This window comes from Calothrix sp. UHCC 0171 (assembly GCF_034931845.1).
Lineage (GTDB): Bacteria > Cyanobacteriota > Cyanobacteriia > Cyanobacteriales > Nostocaceae > Brunnivagina.
Map to the genome: position 1 here is coordinate 59720 of NZ_JAYGHN010000025.1, position 17324 is coordinate 77043.

Annotated in this window: 12 protein-coding genes and 1 pseudogene; 7 read left to right on the top strand and 6 right to left on the bottom strand. The window is 41.4% G+C overall.

The genetic code is table 11. The features are described from left to right. Positions 1-229: 229 nt before the first annotated feature. From VB733_RS18260 to VB733_RS18270, 3 genes are all read right to left on the bottom strand, one after another. Positions 230-2995 (bottom strand): CHAT domain-containing protein, encoded by a 2766-nt coding sequence (locus VB733_RS18260; protein WP_323341487.1) that lies wholly within the window; start codon positions 2993-2995, stop codon positions 230-232. 115 nt (positions 2996-3110) lie between these two features. Next, positions 3111-6068, bottom strand: a complete 2958-nt coding sequence (locus VB733_RS18265; RefSeq protein ID WP_323341488.1) for an S-layer family protein — start codon at positions 6066-6068, stop codon at positions 3111-3113. Positions 6069-6222: 154 nt separating this feature from the next. Continuing rightward, entirely contained in the window at positions 6223-6465 is a 243-nt protein-coding gene (locus VB733_RS18270; RefSeq protein WP_323341489.1) for a helix-turn-helix transcriptional regulator, read from the bottom strand. On the opposite strand from VB733_RS18270, the gene VB733_RS18275 reads away from it, so the two are divergent. Then, positions 6464-6601 (top strand): hypothetical protein, encoded by a 138-nt coding sequence (locus VB733_RS18275; RefSeq protein WP_323341490.1) that lies wholly within the window; start codon positions 6464-6466, stop codon positions 6599-6601. The genes VB733_RS18270 and VB733_RS18275 overlap by 2 nt on opposite strands. A 287-nt stretch (positions 6602-6888) precedes the next feature. On the opposite strand, the gene xisF (VB733_RS18280) is transcribed toward VB733_RS18275, so the two are convergent. Then, positions 6889-8235 (bottom strand): fdxN element excision recombinase XisF, encoded by a 1347-nt coding sequence (xisF, locus tag VB733_RS18280; protein WP_323341491.1) that lies wholly within the window; start codon positions 8233-8235, stop codon positions 6889-6891. 36 nt (positions 8236-8271) lie between these two features. Here xisF (VB733_RS18280) and nifH point away from each other — a divergent pair. The 3 genes and pseudogenes from nifH to VB733_RS18295 all read left to right on the top strand — a co-directional run. Further along, positions 8272-8547, top strand: a pseudogene (nifH, locus tag VB733_RS18285) (nitrogenase reductase); the annotation flags it as partial. A gap of 36 nt (positions 8548-8583) precedes the next feature. After that, positions 8584-10020, top strand: a complete 1437-nt coding sequence (gene xisF, locus VB733_RS18290) for a fdxN element excision recombinase XisF (RefSeq protein WP_323341492.1) — start codon at positions 8584-8586, stop codon at positions 10018-10020. A gap of 550 nt (positions 10021-10570) precedes the next feature. Further along, positions 10571-11275, top strand: coding sequence for a DUF6714 family protein (locus tag VB733_RS18295; RefSeq protein WP_323341493.1), 705 nt, complete (start codon positions 10571-10573; stop codon positions 11273-11275). Positions 11276-11307: 32 nt separating this feature from the next. On the opposite strand, the gene VB733_RS18300 is transcribed toward VB733_RS18295, so the two are convergent. After that, positions 11308-12768 (bottom strand): 2-polyprenyl-6-methoxyphenol hydroxylase-like oxidoreductase, encoded by a 1461-nt coding sequence (locus VB733_RS18300; RefSeq protein ID WP_323341494.1) that lies wholly within the window; start codon positions 12766-12768, stop codon positions 11308-11310. A 99-nt stretch (positions 12769-12867) separates the two neighbouring features. Between VB733_RS18300 and VB733_RS18305 the strand changes: the two genes are divergently transcribed. Together VB733_RS18305 and VB733_RS18310 are read left to right on the top strand one after the other, a co-directional pair. Next, the gene (locus VB733_RS18305) at positions 12868-13848 is read left to right on the top strand and encodes an ATP-binding cassette domain-containing protein (RefSeq protein ID WP_323341495.1); all 981 of its coding nucleotides are present in this window, start codon (positions 12868-12870) and stop codon (positions 13846-13848) included. A gap of 78 nt (positions 13849-13926) precedes the next feature. After that, the gene (locus VB733_RS18310) at positions 13927-14709 is read left to right on the top strand and encodes an ABC transporter permease (protein WP_323341496.1); all 783 of its coding nucleotides are present in this window, start codon (positions 13927-13929) and stop codon (positions 14707-14709) included. 334 nt (positions 14710-15043) lie between these two features. On the opposite strand, the gene VB733_RS18315 is transcribed toward VB733_RS18310, so the two are convergent. After that, positions 15044-16195, bottom strand: a complete 1152-nt coding sequence (locus VB733_RS18315; RefSeq protein ID WP_323341497.1) for an alanine--glyoxylate aminotransferase family protein — start codon at positions 16193-16195, stop codon at positions 15044-15046. 228 nt (positions 16196-16423) lie between these two features. Between VB733_RS18315 and VB733_RS18320 the strand changes: the two genes are divergently transcribed. Then, positions 16424-17320, top strand: coding sequence for a type IV pilin-like G/H family protein (locus tag VB733_RS18320; RefSeq protein WP_323341498.1), 897 nt, complete (start codon positions 16424-16426; stop codon positions 17318-17320). Positions 17321-17324 lie beyond the last annotated feature (4 nt).

Below are 17324 nucleotides of genomic sequence, written 5' to 3' on the forward strand. Positions count from 1 at the left end.
ATAAGTTTAAATTCACATTCATATTTGAGTAGATATCTATGAATTTATAGCCTTTTTTTTAAGTCTGACTTTCACTACCCTCATATTTCACTTAAAGTGTTCCCAATGTATTCCTAATGTTGATATTTAATGCCAGTCTATTAATATCTTTAAGTGCAGCGGATGGGGAGGTGAAAATTAATAATTTTAGTGAGTTAAATCCTAATTCTATAGAACCATAATTTATGACTCAAAACCAATTCCCGACTAATGTATAAGCTGCCCAAAAATATGGGTTTTGATATTCTGGTTGCGCCATCAGTGCCTTTTGGGCGCGATGTAATGCTTCAGCTTTACTAACTCCGCTTTTCTTCAACTCAGTATAAAATTGCACCATGAGCTTAGAGGCTGAATCGTCGTTTACTTGCCACAATGTTGACAAGGTACTGTTAGCACCTGCTCGTAATGCCAACCCCGCAAAGCCTAAGACGGCGCGATTGTCGCCTTCTGCTGTTTTACAGGCACTCAGTACCAGTAATTTAATAGTGTTGGAATTGACTTGATTATTCCGCAGCAAGTTATCTAAATCTCTGGCTTTAATTAGTTGTTTGTAGGCAAGTAGATATGTTTCTTCGGGGTTGGAACTGAAGTTTCCGTGGGTAGCAATGTGAACTACCGAAAATTCTCCGGTTCGCATTTGCTTAGATAGATTATCTTGGGTGAATTGCTCGTTTATTAGCAATTTACTTGGTACTAGTTTGGCAATTTGTTGCAGTTCGTCGATGTTGAGTTGGTTAAAAATGCCTGTGGTTTCAGCTATATTCTCTTGTTTTTCGCTGATTCCTGCGGCTAAAACTCTGAATTTCCCAGTGGTTTGAGGATTTAGGTTAAATAATTGGGAGTTGGGAAGTAATGCGATCGCATAATCTTTCTGAACTAAATATTCGTTTTTGGTTTTGTCATATAATAATCCCATTGGGATGTTACGTAACTCGCCATCTAAGGTAAATACTAAGCTTTTAATATTAGTTTTAATATCAGCTTGTTGTTGGAGATATGGTTCTAGGGGTGCGATTAACCAACTATATAGCTCCTGGGATTTTTCGCGAATTTTGCTGACGTTGCGGCTAAATATTGCGCTTCGCAGATGTTGGATTGTTTGTTGAACTTCTCTACGTTTGATTTGCTGGGTATGGTGTTCTAAGCGTTCTCCTGGCAATTTATAGATAACTTCTAATCTATCTTCGAGGATGATGGGATAGATAAATGCGGTGTTGGTATCTATATTTTTGTTGGGATTATTGTTTGTTTTCCGCGAAATTGGTAATAATTGCCCCAGATTACATTTTAAAAAATTCTGCAATTCGGCAAGCTGGAGTGCGTCAATGTTCTCTATTGCTTGGGTAAGATTATCGTTGGATGCTTGGGCTGGAAAACGTAAAAGTAAATCAACCAACCCTCGATATACGGGTTCGACGTTATCACGGTAGGAAAATTGGACATCTGAGTTGATTGATAATAAATCACTGCGGACAATATTCAGGCTTTCTACAGCAGCTTTATAATATTTCACCGCTTCTTTGTTGTTTCCCTGTGCTGCAAAAATTCTCCCCATTTGCCATTCCCATTGGTAAGCAATGTCTGGTGCAGTGATGCTTTGGGTGAGGAGTAATGCTTTTTGTGTCAGCTTTTGGCTGGTTTGGAGATATGGGGAGTTTCTCTGTTGAGTAGCTAAATATTCATAGAATCCAGCACGATTCCCAATTGCGTAAGCCAAAGCACGGGTATCGTGGAGTTGGTTAGCATTTTCAATTGCTGATATGAGTAAGTTATCAATAGAGTTGGTAAAATTTTCTTCTTGCTGCTGATTTGGGAAATTTTGAGCAATACAAGCTAGATTTTTGGCAATATTGATATGTGCATATACCGACTGACGACTATTTGGCAATTCGGAAAGTTTGATTTTCTGCCAGAATTCCTGCGCTGTCGAAAATTCACCAGTTTTTACCAATAAGCTCAAGTAATTAACCTGTGTTTGCAGATGTGTTGATGGTGACGATGGTGTAGCTGCTAATACCTGCTGATATTTTATCGCTGCATCTCCGTATGATTTTAATGCTGTGTTGGGAAGTTGTTGTTGGCATTGCCAAGGAGTGTTACCATAATCACGTTCCTTTTCACTAATGCGGTAAGCGGAGCTATCCCGCAGGGAATCGCGCTCTAAGTTTCCTTTCACCACCAGGGTATTGGCTAAACTTAGCAGTGTGGCATTTTTGATATTATGATTAATAGTTGATGGTGGTAAATTGTCAGCCAATGCTAAACTCTGACTTAAGACAGAGTGCGATCGCTTCAAATCACCAATTGCACGCAGCACACTACCCAAACTCAAATATCCTTGAATTTTCACGGTTGAGTCGGAAATTGTCGACAATTTTTGCTGAATTTGTTCGATTTGTTTATATGCTTGTTGCTGCAATCCCAATGCTTGTAGGACTTGGACTTGGTTGATGGTATTGGCAATTTTTCCGACTTCATCTCCTAAATTTGTATAGATGGCTGCGGATTGTTGTAGGCTTTTTAATGCAGTTTCTGGTTTCCCATGCATATACCAGAGACGACTTTGAATATCTAAAGATTGGGCATATATTTTAGAAGATTGGGAGTTTTCTAAAAGTTTCAAACTCGCTGCAATCTGCTTTTGTGCTGTTTCCCAATCACCAAGTTGCTGATAGGCTAAAGATAAATTACTCAAAATCACAGATTGAGTGGGCTTGTCATAATTGTTGGCAGTCAACTTGAAACCTTGCTCTAATAAATTAACAGCTTCCTGATAACGCCCTAAATTATATGCCTCACGTCCTTGATTTACTAAACTTTGAATATCTGATGTAACTTGATTGCTTCGTCGTGGAAGTGTTTGGGCAAATACCTGGGATGTCGTAAATGCAAACAGTATGACTATGAGGATAAATCTGATAAACTTTTTTTTCCCTCCTCTGTGTAAGATTTTCATTCAGCAGATACCCTTTCTGATTGAAGCATTAATTAAGCATTTGTATAATAGTTGACAACGGTAAGAAAAGCTCTAGGAATTGGCAAAATGGCACCGAAAACTAACTGTTCTTAACTTATCTCCCTTGACAATTCTGATTTTTGCTCTCCACGTCTTTGCGTCTTCCGCTTACTTTTAGAGTTTCCGTAGGGTAACTTGCCGGAAAAATAAATCTCTCAGCAAGTTCTCTTTGCATAAAACTCTCATCTAGGAGATTCGAGTTCAACTTATTTTCTCCATCCAAATCAACCCAACCTGCAATAAATATTTCCGGATTCAGAGGTTCTTCTGGACGCGATACAACTCCTCCATGCCCTCTATTGACAAATCGCACATTTTCCCCATTTATTGAACTTGCTTGACAACCTTCACTAATTCCAACGCTACGGGGAACGCTTGGTAAATTCATCAATCCTTGAGTTGGATCAATCTCTAGTGTATTAATTTCAATCACACCATTTAACAAAGGATTCGTTTGGGAAAATGCCGTAATATCACTTTTGGGAGTGAGTTGTGCGTTCTTGGTAAACCCAAAAACTCCAAAAGTATTAATATCAATAAAACCACCCTTGCCCTCAAAAGCATTAGCAATAATATCGTTATTTTCTTGAGAGACTGCAACAATAAAGCCATTTCTCGCATCAACTTTGATGTTGCCACCATTTCCAGGAGCCTGTCCAGTCCCCGCAGTGGTGGATATCAAACTATTTTGACGCATCAAAAGTAAATCCTGTACCTGTAATTGAATATTTCCCCCATTAGCAGATCGCGTTTCTGCGGCGATCGCACCTTCATTTTGCAGACTAATATTATTGGCTGAAACTTGAATATTACCTGCAATACCAGAACCTTGACTACTAACGCTAATCGAAGACTTATCTTTTATAAATAAATTCGGTGTCGTGACATATATATTACCTCCATTTCCTGTTGCTTTCGTATCTGTGCTTGCGAGTAGTCCACTAGCGGCACCTTGATTTGTAATAATATCTACACCAAGTTTCAAAATTCCTAACGCACGCTGATTAAATATAGGGTCACTACCCGAAAGAGTAACTTGATTTGAGAGGTTAAGTTTAATATCACCAGCATTACCTTGGTTACGTGTAGCGGTAACTATTTGTCCTCCAGTCGCTATTTCTAAATTAGCAGCATTAACATTAACAGTGCCTCCGTTATAGGCATTTTCCGTGATGACATTAATGACTGCTCCATCTTGGATTTTGAGATTACCGGTATTAACTGTAATTACTCCACCTTTACCAGTTGACGCTGGTTCGGTATTACTATAGAGTCCACTTGAATATCCATGAACGCCATAACCAGCTAAAGTCACTGTGTCTACCGCATTAATTAAAATATCTCCTCCATCTCCTTGTCCGCGAGTCGTTACATGAACGACTGCTCCCCTACCCAAAGTTAGAGTATTTGTGTTGATTGTAATACCTTTACTATTCCCTTGTCCTCTTCTTCTAACATTGCTATACGCACCACTGGATGCAGAGAATCCAAATCCTGGTGTACTGTTATATTTACCTTCACCGTCAAAGACAATATCATGAGCCTTAATATTGACATTTCCCGCATTTCCCTTCGCGTCGGTACTAGTGGTAATTAGTCCACCATTAGTAGCTTTGAGGGTTGTGGCAACGATATTTATGTTCCCAGAATTTCCTACTGAACCAGGCTCGGCTCGACTGTATGCACCACTGGAAAAGATAAAACTTTGAACTTTTCTTAAATCTGGAGCATCTCCATCAAATATCACCGTATCGCTACGAACGTTAATATTACCTGCATCTCCTTTCCCATAGGTGCTAGCTTCTAATTGGGCACCGTTAGTCACGGTAAGCGATTTTGCGACAATATTGAGATTACCCGCTTTCCCAGTGCCATTAGTTTCAACACGATTAAAAGCGCCACTATTGAAACCACTATCCGAGACTCCATCAAACAAGATGCGATCGCTAACATTGATATTCACATTGCCCACATCCCCTTCACCGTAAGTCGCAGCAAATACAGAACCACCTCGATCGACAATCAACGAACCAGCTTGAATATTAATATCACCAGCTTTCCCCCTGGCATTAGCCATTACTGAATTGGAAATAAAACTATCACCACCACTTATAGTTATTTCCCCTGTTGCGTCAACATCAATATTTCCCGCTTTACTATTAACAGAGCCAAGTCCAGATGCAATCCCTGCCCTAAACCTACTGTCCCCCAAAATATTCAAATTTCTGGTATTGACAATAATATCTCCACCTCTCGTGGCTCGCACATTCACCTCAGAACCATCATTCAGGGAAACATCACCCCGTTGTATACCTAAAGGATATTGAAAACTACCATTAGGTTCGATGGCTACTATACCAGCTTTCTGTAATCCACCCAACTCTACACGACCACCAGATGCAATTATCGTTGCACCATCCAAGCTGACATTGCCACCCACTAGAGCTAAATTTTTACCTGGTAGCATTTGCAACCGAGCATTTTGTAAACTAATTGCTCCTGGTATATCCTCAAATTGCAAGCCAATTGGAATTTTAATCGTTAATAAAGGTGGTGCTTGCGGGTTAACAGCACTAAATGTGATTCCGTCTGCAAAGATGATACCACTTGCTGTACTCGCTACAAACGAACCATTAACATCCAACTTCGCATTTGCCCCAAAAACAATTCCATTGGGATTAATCAAAAACAAATTAGCGTTTCCCGATACACCCAAGATTCCAAATATCTGCGAAGAATTTCTTCCCGTGACTCGGTTAATAATATTCTCAATTCCAGCCGGATTGGTAAAATAAGCTCCTCGTCCTTCACCAATATTAAATTCTGTAAAACTGTGGAAAAGATTAACACCGCGAATCGCTCCACCATCAATCTTGTCAACTTGAGGATTTAATGGTTGGATTTGCGAGCTTTCAATACCAAGAGTGGTATCTGGGGTAATATTGTCGGGGGTAACTTGAGCGATACCTTCGGCAAGGTTCGCTAACGCACCCTTCCCCGCAAAAATTAACATCCCACTTAACACTACAAAAATTATTGTTCTCAATTTCCAGTACCAATAATTGCTAGCATCGACTGATTGCAAGGGTTAACACCAAAAAACAGCGTGTGATTGATAATCACATTATTTAAAACTAATATCCGCAAAAGCACTTCCGTATAATTACTTAAAAAACTGATGGATTTTCATAAGCAAGTGATGAAGATCGATAATTTTTTGGTGTTTGTCCTGTCCAACGTTTGAAAGCACTCGGTTCGGAAAAACCCAGGAGAAATGCAACATCATGAATCGATATTTCCAGATTATTTAAATACTGTAGGGCTAGTTCCTTGCGAGTTTTATCCAGAATTTGCTGGTAGGATGTATTCTCGGCTTGCAATTCCCTTTGGAGTTGGCGGATACTGACCATGAGACTACGTGCGATCGCCTCAATTATTGGTACTTCCCCCTGTAAATTTTGGGCGTTTCTGAATCAAAGCATGAATCATGCGATCGCTTCAAAATTGCGAATGTGTAGTGTCCATAGCGCCTCTGAACCGTACTGAAAACAATAAATTGTGAGTTTCGGAACAAAGAAAAGCGATCGCTGCTAACAGAAATTCTCAGGCGACCAATTAACCTGGAATCAGAACGCCACAGAAATATGATGCAGCAAGAAACAGTACCCCAAATCCTTTTGAGAACCGCGCTACGATTTCATCAAATTAAGGACTTGTCATCTCCTGAGATTAAGGAATTGATGCCATTAAGTGAGGTTGAATTTCAGAAACGCCTGGGAGAACTTTGTTCACAAGATAGTTCCCCCAGGGCATCGAGTTCTCAAATTTCCAAGTCAGACCCGCAAAAAAATGGTCAAAATCTTCCCGTTAGCAACGATAACCTTTTCCACCAACTCTAAATACACCTTGCGCTTGTCGGAGTTGGGCAAATTTTCCCAATATTTGAGATCGGCAAAAGTTGCCGTGAGTGAATCCACCAAATCGGCATCGAACGCTGTTTGGGTGGCTTGTTGCTGTCTGAGTCGTTCGATTTCCGTGGTTGTTTGGGCGATCGCAGCCTTGATAATTTCATTTTCAGGCATAGATTTGAGATTTTGCAATTGTTGCCTCAAGTCGATAACCTCTGGAAGTTCCCGCTCGTTTTCAACTGCGGCAGTTGCCAGAATGGCTATTTCCTGCATCCGCTTGGTCAGAGCATCATCCACCGATGCCATAATATCTGGTAAGTATGTAGCTTGAGCATTGGCACAAAAAGAATTGCCTTGGATGTCATGTTGCTTGCATCGTACCCGGTAAGTTGCCCATTGGCGTTTGAGAATAAAGCATTTATAACCGCAACAACCGCAGATTAATTGTCCCTGGAGGGGTAATGGTTCTTTGACCTCTTTATTTACCCCATATGCAAATCGCGTTCTATTTTCTTGCAAACGTCGCTGTATATTTCGATATGTCGCCTCGGAAATCATCGGGGTATGGGTGTTGTGGTGAATTTCCCATTTTTCGGGATGATGGAGATTTTCTCGCATTCCGTAGGCAGTGTGTCCTCGCAATACAGGGTTGCTCATCCAGTAGCGCAATCCTGGGAGAGTTATTTTTTTTCCAAACTCCGACAGAGCATAATTTGCGGTACTCCGCAATGTGGCATTATCGGTAAGAAAGAAATTAATGATTGCGATCGCCTTGTCCCAATTTTCCGGATCGGGTGCGTATTTCTCATTTACCCGAATAAAACCAAATGGTGGTTTTGGTGCTGCTTTTTTCTGCTCTCGAAAATATGCCATCCCATGCTTAATTCGACTCGACAGCAACCGACTTTCAAACTCGGCTAATTGGGACATTTGAGAGGCGCTAAACCATCCAAAGGGACTGGAAACATCATCAATAGGTGCATCTAAAATATTTAACTTGATGCCCAAAGCCTCAAATGTTTTCAGGGTTTTATGGGCAGTGATGACGCTCCGAGCCAAGCGATCGATGCGGGTGATGATTACCTCTGTCACCCCACCTTTCTTGCACAATTCCAGCATCTGATTAAATTGGGTGCGCGAGTCCTTCCGTCCCGATTCCACATCTGAAAAAATTAAAATAGCTCCCGCACGTTTTACCCGTTCGGTTTGTTGATTCAAAGCGTCAGTTTCCGATTGCTCGATGGTTGAAACCCTTACATAACCTATCTTCATTTTTATTTGTGCTACTGTCTATATTCACAATACCACTCAACCCGTTTAATGCTTCACTCGAAGGCACAAACCACCGTATTGCACTTGGCTGCTGAACGCGGTGCAGTAGAAGACCTCGAACTCGAAGAAGTCATGCTTACTGGTTTCCGTGGCGTTAAGTGCGTAGAATCTGGTGGTCCAGAACCCGGTGTAGGTTGTGCAGGTCGTGGTATTATCACCGCGATTAACTTCCTCGAAGAAAATGGCGCTTACCAAGACCTCGACTTCGTATCTTACGACGTATTAGGTGACGTTGTATGCGGTGGTTTCGCTAACTACAACCAAATATATCTCAAACATGTACTATGATTGGGAAATCGTCTTTTTGCACTTGTGATGCGGGATTTATCAAGAGCATTGGGTTATTGTCGAGTTTCCACCCAAAGACAGCATACAGAGGGACATGGGTTGGAACGTTATATCGACAGATTAAAGCAATATGGTTTAAATGATGAACAAATCCATTGGGATATTGAATCGGGTGCTAGCGAGAAGCGTAAAGGATATAATCGGGTGTTGGAATTGGTGCGATCGCGCCAAATCGATCAAATTATCGTGCCATGTTTTGACAGATTCACGCGATCGGCTTTGGGCTGGGAAGTTGCCCGTCAGGAGTTACAAGCATTTGGGGTGGAGTTGGTATTTCTCGAAGGTGGCAGTTTCGACTTAGAAACACCAGAGGGGTTATTTACCAGTCGGATATTAGCAGCGATGTCTGCACAGGTTCGGGATAAAAATAAATACAACGCTACCCAAGGACATCGGTATTTTCAAGAGAAAAGGAAGATTTACCAAGCTATATTTGGTTTCATCAAAGATGGGGATAGTGTGATTCCCAATACTAAGCAATATCGGAATACCAATAAAACCCATGCAGATATTGCTCGTGAATGTGTGTCCATGTTTATTGAGTCGGGGGAATTATCGCAAACTATTAGAAGACTAACGCAGAAATATGGGTTAGAGCGGGTTGGCAAGTATAAATTTGAAGATTTTCCCAGAGATGTGTCTGCATTTCGTCGATGGCTAGAAAACCCCCAATTATGTGGAATGATTTGCTATTACCCATTCGACTCGGAGAAAAGATTAATTCTAGAATCAGACCATGAGGGGATTATATCGATCGCCCAACATCAGCAAATCATCCAAATTTTATCTACCCATCCCTGTGGTAGACGTAAATATATCACAAATCCGTTGGTAGGCTTGTGTAAATGCGCTCAGTGCGGTTCGACAATGGAAAAGCGATCTTCACAAATCAATGGCAAAATCTACGAATACTTAAAGTGCCCAGGTGCTTATCCAAAACCGAGTCAACCGAAAAAATGTAGCGTCAGAACTTATTTTCGCTTAGAAGTTGCGATCGATGTGGCAATTCAAGCATTAAAGGAAAAAGCAGAAACCATAGCCGAGCAGATGCCAGTGGAAAGCACGGAGGTAGTGCTAGTTGAAGTAATAGAGTTGCAACAGCAAATTATCAAGCTGAAGCAACTAAATGACCCCGATTTTCACAGCACGATCGCTATTAAACAACAAAAATTAGAAAGTTTAATCAAAGCCTCAGAGCTAAATGTAGTTGCCGATGCCAGCAGAAGCCAAGTTTTGCGTGGCATTGCCATGAGTGAGGGGTTTTGGAAGGTTGTCACTAGGGAAGAACTAACTGCAATCTTTCACGAATTAGTCGAGGAAGTGCTTTGTTCGCTGGTAGGGGGAACACAATTCTTCTCTGTACGACTCAAAATTTGATTTCGTTCTGCCTCTGTCAGAGAGGCTAAGTACCTCTCTGCTACTGTCAACAGGATATCTGCTACTTTTTTGGAAATTGTCATTTGTTCTGCATCGATCCGATATTCTTAGGTTAGTTATTCGGTCGAAAATTTCTGTTAGTGGAGAGCTATTACGATGCCCTTGGCAACCATCTTCGTTCCGCTTTGTGGTTCCCGCTTTCTTTGGTATCGCATGAGGAATTATATCATGTCCGGTAGCACAACCATAATAAAATAATCTTAGACTCTTTGCTGATTAATATCTTTGCATAAGTTTTACTACGGGTATGTAGGCGGACATGATATCAAAGATAAATAACCAACCAAAATTCAACTCCAAACGGGCTAAATACGACTCTAATTGCTCAATTCCCTCCGCTTGGGGATCACGCTTGGTTGTTTAAACTTTGTGGCGGCAAACTAGTATAAATTATAACGTGCTTTATACTGAGTTGTAATCGCCGAGTTTTGACTGCGCTCAATGCTCAAAACGAATAATTCCGCCTTCCTACTTATCTATAACTGGTAATATGAATATTGAGAAGCTCTACCCTTGCCCTTGTTGTGGCTACAGAACTTTGAACCTTGAGCCACCAGGAACATACCTCATTTGTCCAATATGCTTTTGGGAAGATGATGGGGATATGGGAGCAGCCTGTGGATATAGCTGGGCGGGATCTAATCAAGTCTGTCTGCGGCAGGCGCAACAAAATTTTATTGCCTTTGGAGCTTGTGAGTTGCAATGGTTGAAGGATGTTCGTTCTCCAACGCCTAATGATGTGCGAGACACCAATTGGCAAACAATTGATGACTACGCTGAAAAAACTCGATTGGAGCTAATTGAAAAGATTAATGTTGCTTTTAAAGATGTAGTTCTTGAAGATGGAGTCTCACTGCATGAAGCACGGGCGTTAGATGATTATGAAGATTCGATGCAGGCGCGTCAAATTGATTGTAAAGTGCCATGGCAGGAGATTCCCAATGATTGGATTGAGAAATTCCATGATGTTTTTGCATTCATGGATGCCAAAGGCTTTCGACATGCTGTTCCTGCATATATGACTTGGTGTCTGAAGTACAATAGGCATGATACAAATTCCTTTGCTTTGACGGTTACATCCTTGAAGTCCCACGATTACCGTAGTAAATTTTTTAGTCACCTGGACACAACTCAAGAACAAGTAATCTCTGAGTTCCTGGAATTTATTGATACCTTCGTTTGGTCAGTTGCGTAGATTTATTGATCGCACTTCGTTATGGAGATGCTTTACTCGAAGGATGGGAAACGTTGTGGTGATGGCTGGGATTTGTGAGCAAAAACATCTCGTAGCCAGCGTTTTGCTACAGTTAGCACCACGTGGGGATGAAAAAAAGCAGTGGGTGGTTCGACTAGGTGAAAAACTTCAATAAAAAGTTGGTGTATTTCCGGGTTTTCTGCACCTGTAAGTAGGATTTGGTCGCTGTAAGATTGCATTATCCGCTCGATAAAACTCTGTTTGCCCCCTTCGGTGCTTTGCCAGCGAAAATCTTCACCTGTCGCCATCATCCAGGGTACATCTACAGTTTTACTCAATTTGCGGTGGAAGGTACGCGAAAAACCTGGCATCGGTATAGAATTAGCACCCTGGGAAACATATTTTTGCAAGCATTGATCTAATGTAACTGCCTCCAAAGCCGCAACTGTCATTCCTTGCCCATAAACGGGGTTAAAACAGCAAAATGCGTCTCCCATAACAATCAAACCATCGGGAAATTTAGTTAATTTTTCGTAATGTCGGCGGCAGTTTTCAGTATTTTTATACCCGTAAATTGGTGATATTGGTTGAGCATCAGCAATTAATTCGTCTAGGTAGCGGGGTACTCCCACAGGAGCAATTTGCTGCGATCGCAAACTTTTGGCAAATTCTAAAAATCCCGCTTCATCTGTGGGAGGATAATCTTTGGCGATACCTGCCAATGTAATGACAAGGCGATTTCCCTCGACTACTAACCAAACTGCACTGCGTTTCTTGTCGGGTGCTTGCGATAACGTCATCGCACCTTTGACACCTGGGCACAGTGATTCTTTATACTCATACCAACGAGTGGCGTATCCTAAGAATGGGTTGATTTTGGTTTCTTTTGGAGGTACATAACCCATTGCCGTCAACCACTTTGGCGTTTGGGAATTGCGCCCACTGGCATCTACGACTAAGTTAGCAGCTTGCTCGGTTTCGTTGCTTGTTTCCTGTTCTTTGTCTGGGATAACTCGCCACTTAACTCCTGTGATATTTTCTTGGGAGTCTGTCAGTAAACCTGTTACGATTCCCCGAACAAATTTAACTTGAGGATTTGCTTCTACACGGCGACGAATGAGATGCTCTACCAAATTCCGACTACACAAATGAATAGTAAAATCCGATGAGAATTGCAGATGTAAACCTCGCCAACCAAACCATTGAAAATCCTTTGTCACATCCACAAGTGGCGCACCTGCGGCAGTTAATTCGCCTTTAAAACCCGGAAAAATTTCTTCGAGAATATTTTGCCCCTGTTTGAGGAAAGCGTGTAAATGTTGGGATTGGGGAACACCATGACGGGATTCGGGTTGATTGGGAAGGCGATCGCGTTCGATAATTATCACTTGATGGAAATATCGTGATAATGTTTGTGCTGCTAGCAACCCAGCAATACTTCCACCAATCACAATTGCCTGAGTTTGATTTTTGATATCGCTATCAGCGTACATTTGACAACTCTCCTGTTTGCAAACTACTGTTGCTGCAAAGAATATATTACTATTACTAATAGAATCAATTTTGCTTGTGCATCGCTGCCGAACAAATATATGTCTATAATTATTGCTCAAAATTTGAGCAAATCATACCCCATAGCTGTCAAAGAGCCAGGGTTTCAAGGTACAGTATCCCATTTTTTTCGGCGCACTTACCGTCAAATTCGCGCGGTTCAAGATGTGTCCTTTGAAATTACCCCTGGTGAGGTTGTTGGCTTTTTGGGACCAAATGGTGCGGGAAAAACGACGACGTTGAAAATGCTCACGGGGTTAATTCATCCCACTAGTGGCAATGTCAGAGTGGCGGGACATATACCATTTCGCCGACAAGAGGGTTTTTTGCAAAAAATTACCCTGGTGATGGGACAAAAGCAGCAGTTGATTTGGGATTTACCAGCGTTGGACTCGCTGAAAATTAATGCCGCAGTCTATGGACTTAGCGATCGCGAATTTTGGGAAAGGGTGGGAGAATTAAGTGAGATGCTGTCATTGGATGGCAAGCTTGTTCAACCAGTACGCAAGTTATCTTTGGGCGAACGGATGAAAGCTGAGTTACTGGCAGCATTGTTACACCGTCCTCAAGTTCTGTTTCTGGACGAACCGACTTTAGGCTTGGATGTGAATGCTCAAGTTAGTGTCCGCGAGTTTCTCCGCCAGTATAATCAACGTTATGGAGCCACGGTACTTTTAACTAGTCATTACATGGCTGATATTACTGCCCTCTGTGAACGAGTATTAATGATTCATCAAGGCACTTTGATGTACGATGGCAGCTTAGATGGGTTATTGGAACGCTTTGCTCCGTATCGGGAGATACATGTAGAGTTGGCAGAGCCAATATCTAAAGAAAAACTGAAATTTTACGGTGATATCAAGCATGTTGAAGGGCGATCGGCTTGTTTTATCGTCGCCCAGGAACAATTAACCGGTGTAGTATCACGGATTCTTTCTGATTTTGAGGTAATGGATTTGACTGTGACAGAACCTCCTGTTGAGGAAGTAATTGGTAGAGTATTTGCAGCTGGAGTTGTTTAAGCAAGTTCTGAGTAACAACTGTTGGCTTATGAGTAGAGAAGTACCTGTTTCCAATTAACCATTAACGATTAAGCAAATATGATTTGGAAGAAAGCAAAAACACTATTATCGGTTTACTACGCTTACATGGTAGAGTACCGGGCTGAATTGATTTTATGGGTTTTGGCGGGTTCGCTACCAATTATTTTAATGGGGGTATGGATTCAGGCATCACAAGGTGGACAATTTGGATTGACTCCTGTAGATTTTGCCCGTTACTTTCTGGCTGTTTTTTTGGTGCGGCAATTTACGATGGTATGGGTGATTTGGGAATTTGAACGGGAAGTTGTTGAAGGTAAGCTCTCATCTCGATTATTGCAGCCTTTAGACCCAGCTTGGCATCATGTGACTTCCCATATCTCTGAGCGTGCTGCCCGAATGCCGTTTATAATATTATTAATCGCTCTATTTTTTCTCCTTTACCCCCAGGCTTTTTGGATTCCGAGTCTTTCACAAATCTGCCTATTTACAATCGCAATCCTGTTAGCATTTACTCTACGTTTTGTGATTCAATATACTTTTGCCATGTTTGCTTTCTGGACGGAACGGGCAAGTGCTTTAGAGAATTTTTGGTTCTTATTTTATTTATTTTTATCAGGGTTAATTGCTCCTTTGGAAGTATTTCCTGAACCTGTACGTGCTGCTGTCTTATGTACACCTTTTCCTTATCTAATTGATTTCCCCGTCAGCATTTTGGTGGGATTGCCCACAGATATTGGGAGAGGATTTGCAATGATGATAGGTTGGACATTATTATTTTTGGGTTTAAATCGAATTTTGTGGCGTGCAGGTTTGAAGAGGTATTCAGGCATGGGGGCTTAGGAGTTATTTATATCAGGTTGCCTAAATAATTATGAGAAAACTGACGCGGAGATTGGGAGATAGGGGGACGCACAGAAAAATTAATAATAACTGAGTTAACTGAACTTAATATTAATAGACTTTATGTATCAAATCAGGAACGGAAATTTAATAACTTCCTATTCTGAAGGAATACGAAATAGTGCGTGATGTTGCGCTAACATCACTCTAATTTTGCACTGGATTTAATTCACATTTCTAAATTTAAGACTAAAGAAACTCAGTTTATGCTGATGTAGTAGCGCTAAAGCACTACAAATATTTTGAGCAAAGACAGCGCTACTACAAAAATTTCCTATGACTTCGGTAAAACCTGGCGCAACACATCAACCAAAGTATCCACACTTTCAGGACGGCTATTATAACCCATCAAGCCAACTCGCCACACCTTACCCGCAAGTTCTCCCAAACCACCACCAACTTCAACATTATACTCATCCAATAACCGACGTGCGATCGCTTTTCCATCTGCACCCTCAGGAATACGAACAGTTGTCAGTGTTGGCAGACGGTATTGCTTGTCCACATGCATTGTTAAACCCAGACTTTCCATGCTTTCCCACAGATATTCTGCATTCTTTTGATGACGCTGCCAGCAATTTTCAATCCCTTCTTCTGCAATTAACCGCAATGACTCCCGCAAAGCATAATACATATTAATAGGCGCAGTATGATGGTATACCCGCTCATTACCCCAATACTTACCCAGCAAATTCATATCAAGATACCAGTTTTGCACCTTTGTCGGGCGGTTTTGTAACTTCTCCATTGCCTTAGCACTCATTGTGAATGGTGATGCACCCGGAGGACAACCCAAGCCCTTCTGACTGCAACTATAGGCTAAATCCACGCCCCATTCATCGAGGAAAATCGGCACGCCACCCAAGCTGGTTACTGTATCAATTAATAACAATGTCCCGTATTTTTGACATAGTTCAGCCACCCCTTCCATCGGCTGACAAGCACCTGTTGAGGTTTCGGCATGGACAAGGGCGAGAATACGAGGGCGATGGGTTTCAATGGCAGTTTTTAGCTCGTCTAAACTAAAAACTTGTCCCCAAGGTTTAGTAATGGTTCGGACATCGGCTCCATAACGCCCCGCCATATCTACCAAGCGATTACCAAAGTAACCCATGACACCTACAAGTATCACATCACCCGGTTCAATAGAATTGGCAATAGTCGCTTCCATGGCTGCGGTTCCCGTACCGCTAACTGCAATCGTCATCGGGTTATCAGTTTGCCACACATACCGTAGTAGCGATTGTATCTCATCCATCAGAGCTAAAAATGTGGGGTCGAGGTGTCCTACTGGTACTGTATTCATAGCTGCAAGTACCGCCGGGTGAGCATTTGAAGGACCAGGACCCAATAACAAACGGTTCGGCATGTTGAGGGGCTGGAGGTTTAATTTTTGACTTGTTTTCAGAGAAATTGCTTGTGTCATGAGATTGAAAAAAAAGTTGTATCTGTGCAAACTATTTTGACGATATCTTAAAGTTGGTCATAGTAAATATGAGAATTCCCCAAAACTCAGTTATGTTACGCATATTTAACTTAATGAACTCAAACATCAGAAGTTGATGTCATATTTGTGTGAGTCCTGGTAATATTGCGATCGCAATAGTTATTTTCTTGCCAGCAAAGTAACCAATTTTACTAAGTTTAATCAGTTATGATGCATCTGTATCGCTTTCTAGTAATTCCCCTCAGTATAAATTGGGTCATGGTATCGCAAATTAGCCTCAGTCAAGCACAAACTAACATCAACGCCACTCAAAACTATGCTCAACAAATAGTTGTGGCGATGAACCGTGCCCAACAAGCTTATTATGTCAAAAATAATCGCTTTACTAATGACATCAAAGCACTAGCAGTAAATCCTGTGGACACAGTTGATAACTCTTACCAATTTCGTGTTTTTTTACACCCCCAGCGCAATGCAGTGATGCAAGCTGCCGTACCTAAAAGCAATGGATATAAAAGCTATATCGGCTTAGTCCGTACTTATAATTTCAGACTGCAAAATAAAACGGAAACCACCACCTTAGCAACTTTGTGCGAAAGTCGCGAAGCTAAACCTCAACTTCCCATCTGGGCAAATTATCAAATACCTGCAAATGATACTCCTGCTTGCCCAGTTGGATTTAGAGTTTCGATGGGCGGAAATCAACCTATCTCCGCCATAGAAAAAAAATCGCCCCCAGAACAAGCTTTAAGCAAAATGCTAGCAATGGCTGAGGAACAAGTGAGATATCACAGAAAACACAATCGTTTCAAAAAAGATTGGCAAGATATTCCTAGCGAAACAGATAGTTATCTTTACCGCAGTTTTATACATCCGAGTGGGAAAGCAACGATGGCAGCAGCTATTACCAAAGGCTCTCGTTTTAAAAGCTACATCGCTTTAATTCACACCTTAAAGTCTAAAGGCAATAAATCGAACTTAGCTTCAATTCAGTGTATCAGTAAAGAGAATAAAGGGATTTTGCCCAAATGGTCAGATATTCAATTTTCTGAAGACAAACCAGCCACCTGTCCGACTGGGTTTGAAGTGGAGAGGAGAAAATAATCAA

Coding starts and splice junctions, on each gene's coding strand:
- VB733_RS18260 (WP_323341487.1), bottom strand. CDS start 2,995: ATGAAAATCTTACACAGAGGAGGGAAAAAAAAGTTTATCAGATTTATC.
- VB733_RS18265 (WP_323341488.1), bottom strand. CDS start 6,068: ATGTTAATTTTTGCGGGGAAGGGTGCGTTAGCGAACCTTGCCGAAGGT.
- VB733_RS18275 (WP_323341490.1), top strand. CDS start 6,464: ATGAGACTACGTGCGATCGCCTCAATTATTGGTACTTCCCCCTGTAAA.
- VB733_RS18270 (WP_323341489.1), bottom strand. CDS start 6,465: ATGGTCAGTATCCGCCAACTCCAAAGGGAATTGCAAGCCGAGAATACA.
- xisF (WP_323341491.1), bottom strand. CDS start 8,235: ATGAAGATAGGTTATGTAAGGGTTTCAACCATCGAGCAATCGGAAACT.
- VB733_RS18295 (WP_323341493.1), top strand. CDS start 10,571: ATGAATATTGAGAAGCTCTACCCTTGCCCTTGTTGTGGCTACAGAACT.
- VB733_RS18300 (WP_323341494.1), bottom strand. CDS start 12,768: ATGTACGCTGATAGCGATATCAAAAATCAAACTCAGGCAATTGTGATT.
- VB733_RS18305 (WP_323341495.1), top strand. CDS start 12,868: ATGTCTATAATTATTGCTCAAAATTTGAGCAAATCATACCCCATAGCT.
- VB733_RS18310 (WP_323341496.1), top strand. CDS start 13,927: ATGATTTGGAAGAAAGCAAAAACACTATTATCGGTTTACTACGCTTAC.
- VB733_RS18315 (WP_323341497.1), bottom strand. CDS start 16,195: ATGACACAAGCAATTTCTCTGAAAACAAGTCAAAAATTAAACCTCCAG.
- VB733_RS18320 (WP_323341498.1), top strand. CDS start 16,424: ATGATGCATCTGTATCGCTTTCTAGTAATTCCCCTCAGTATAAATTGG.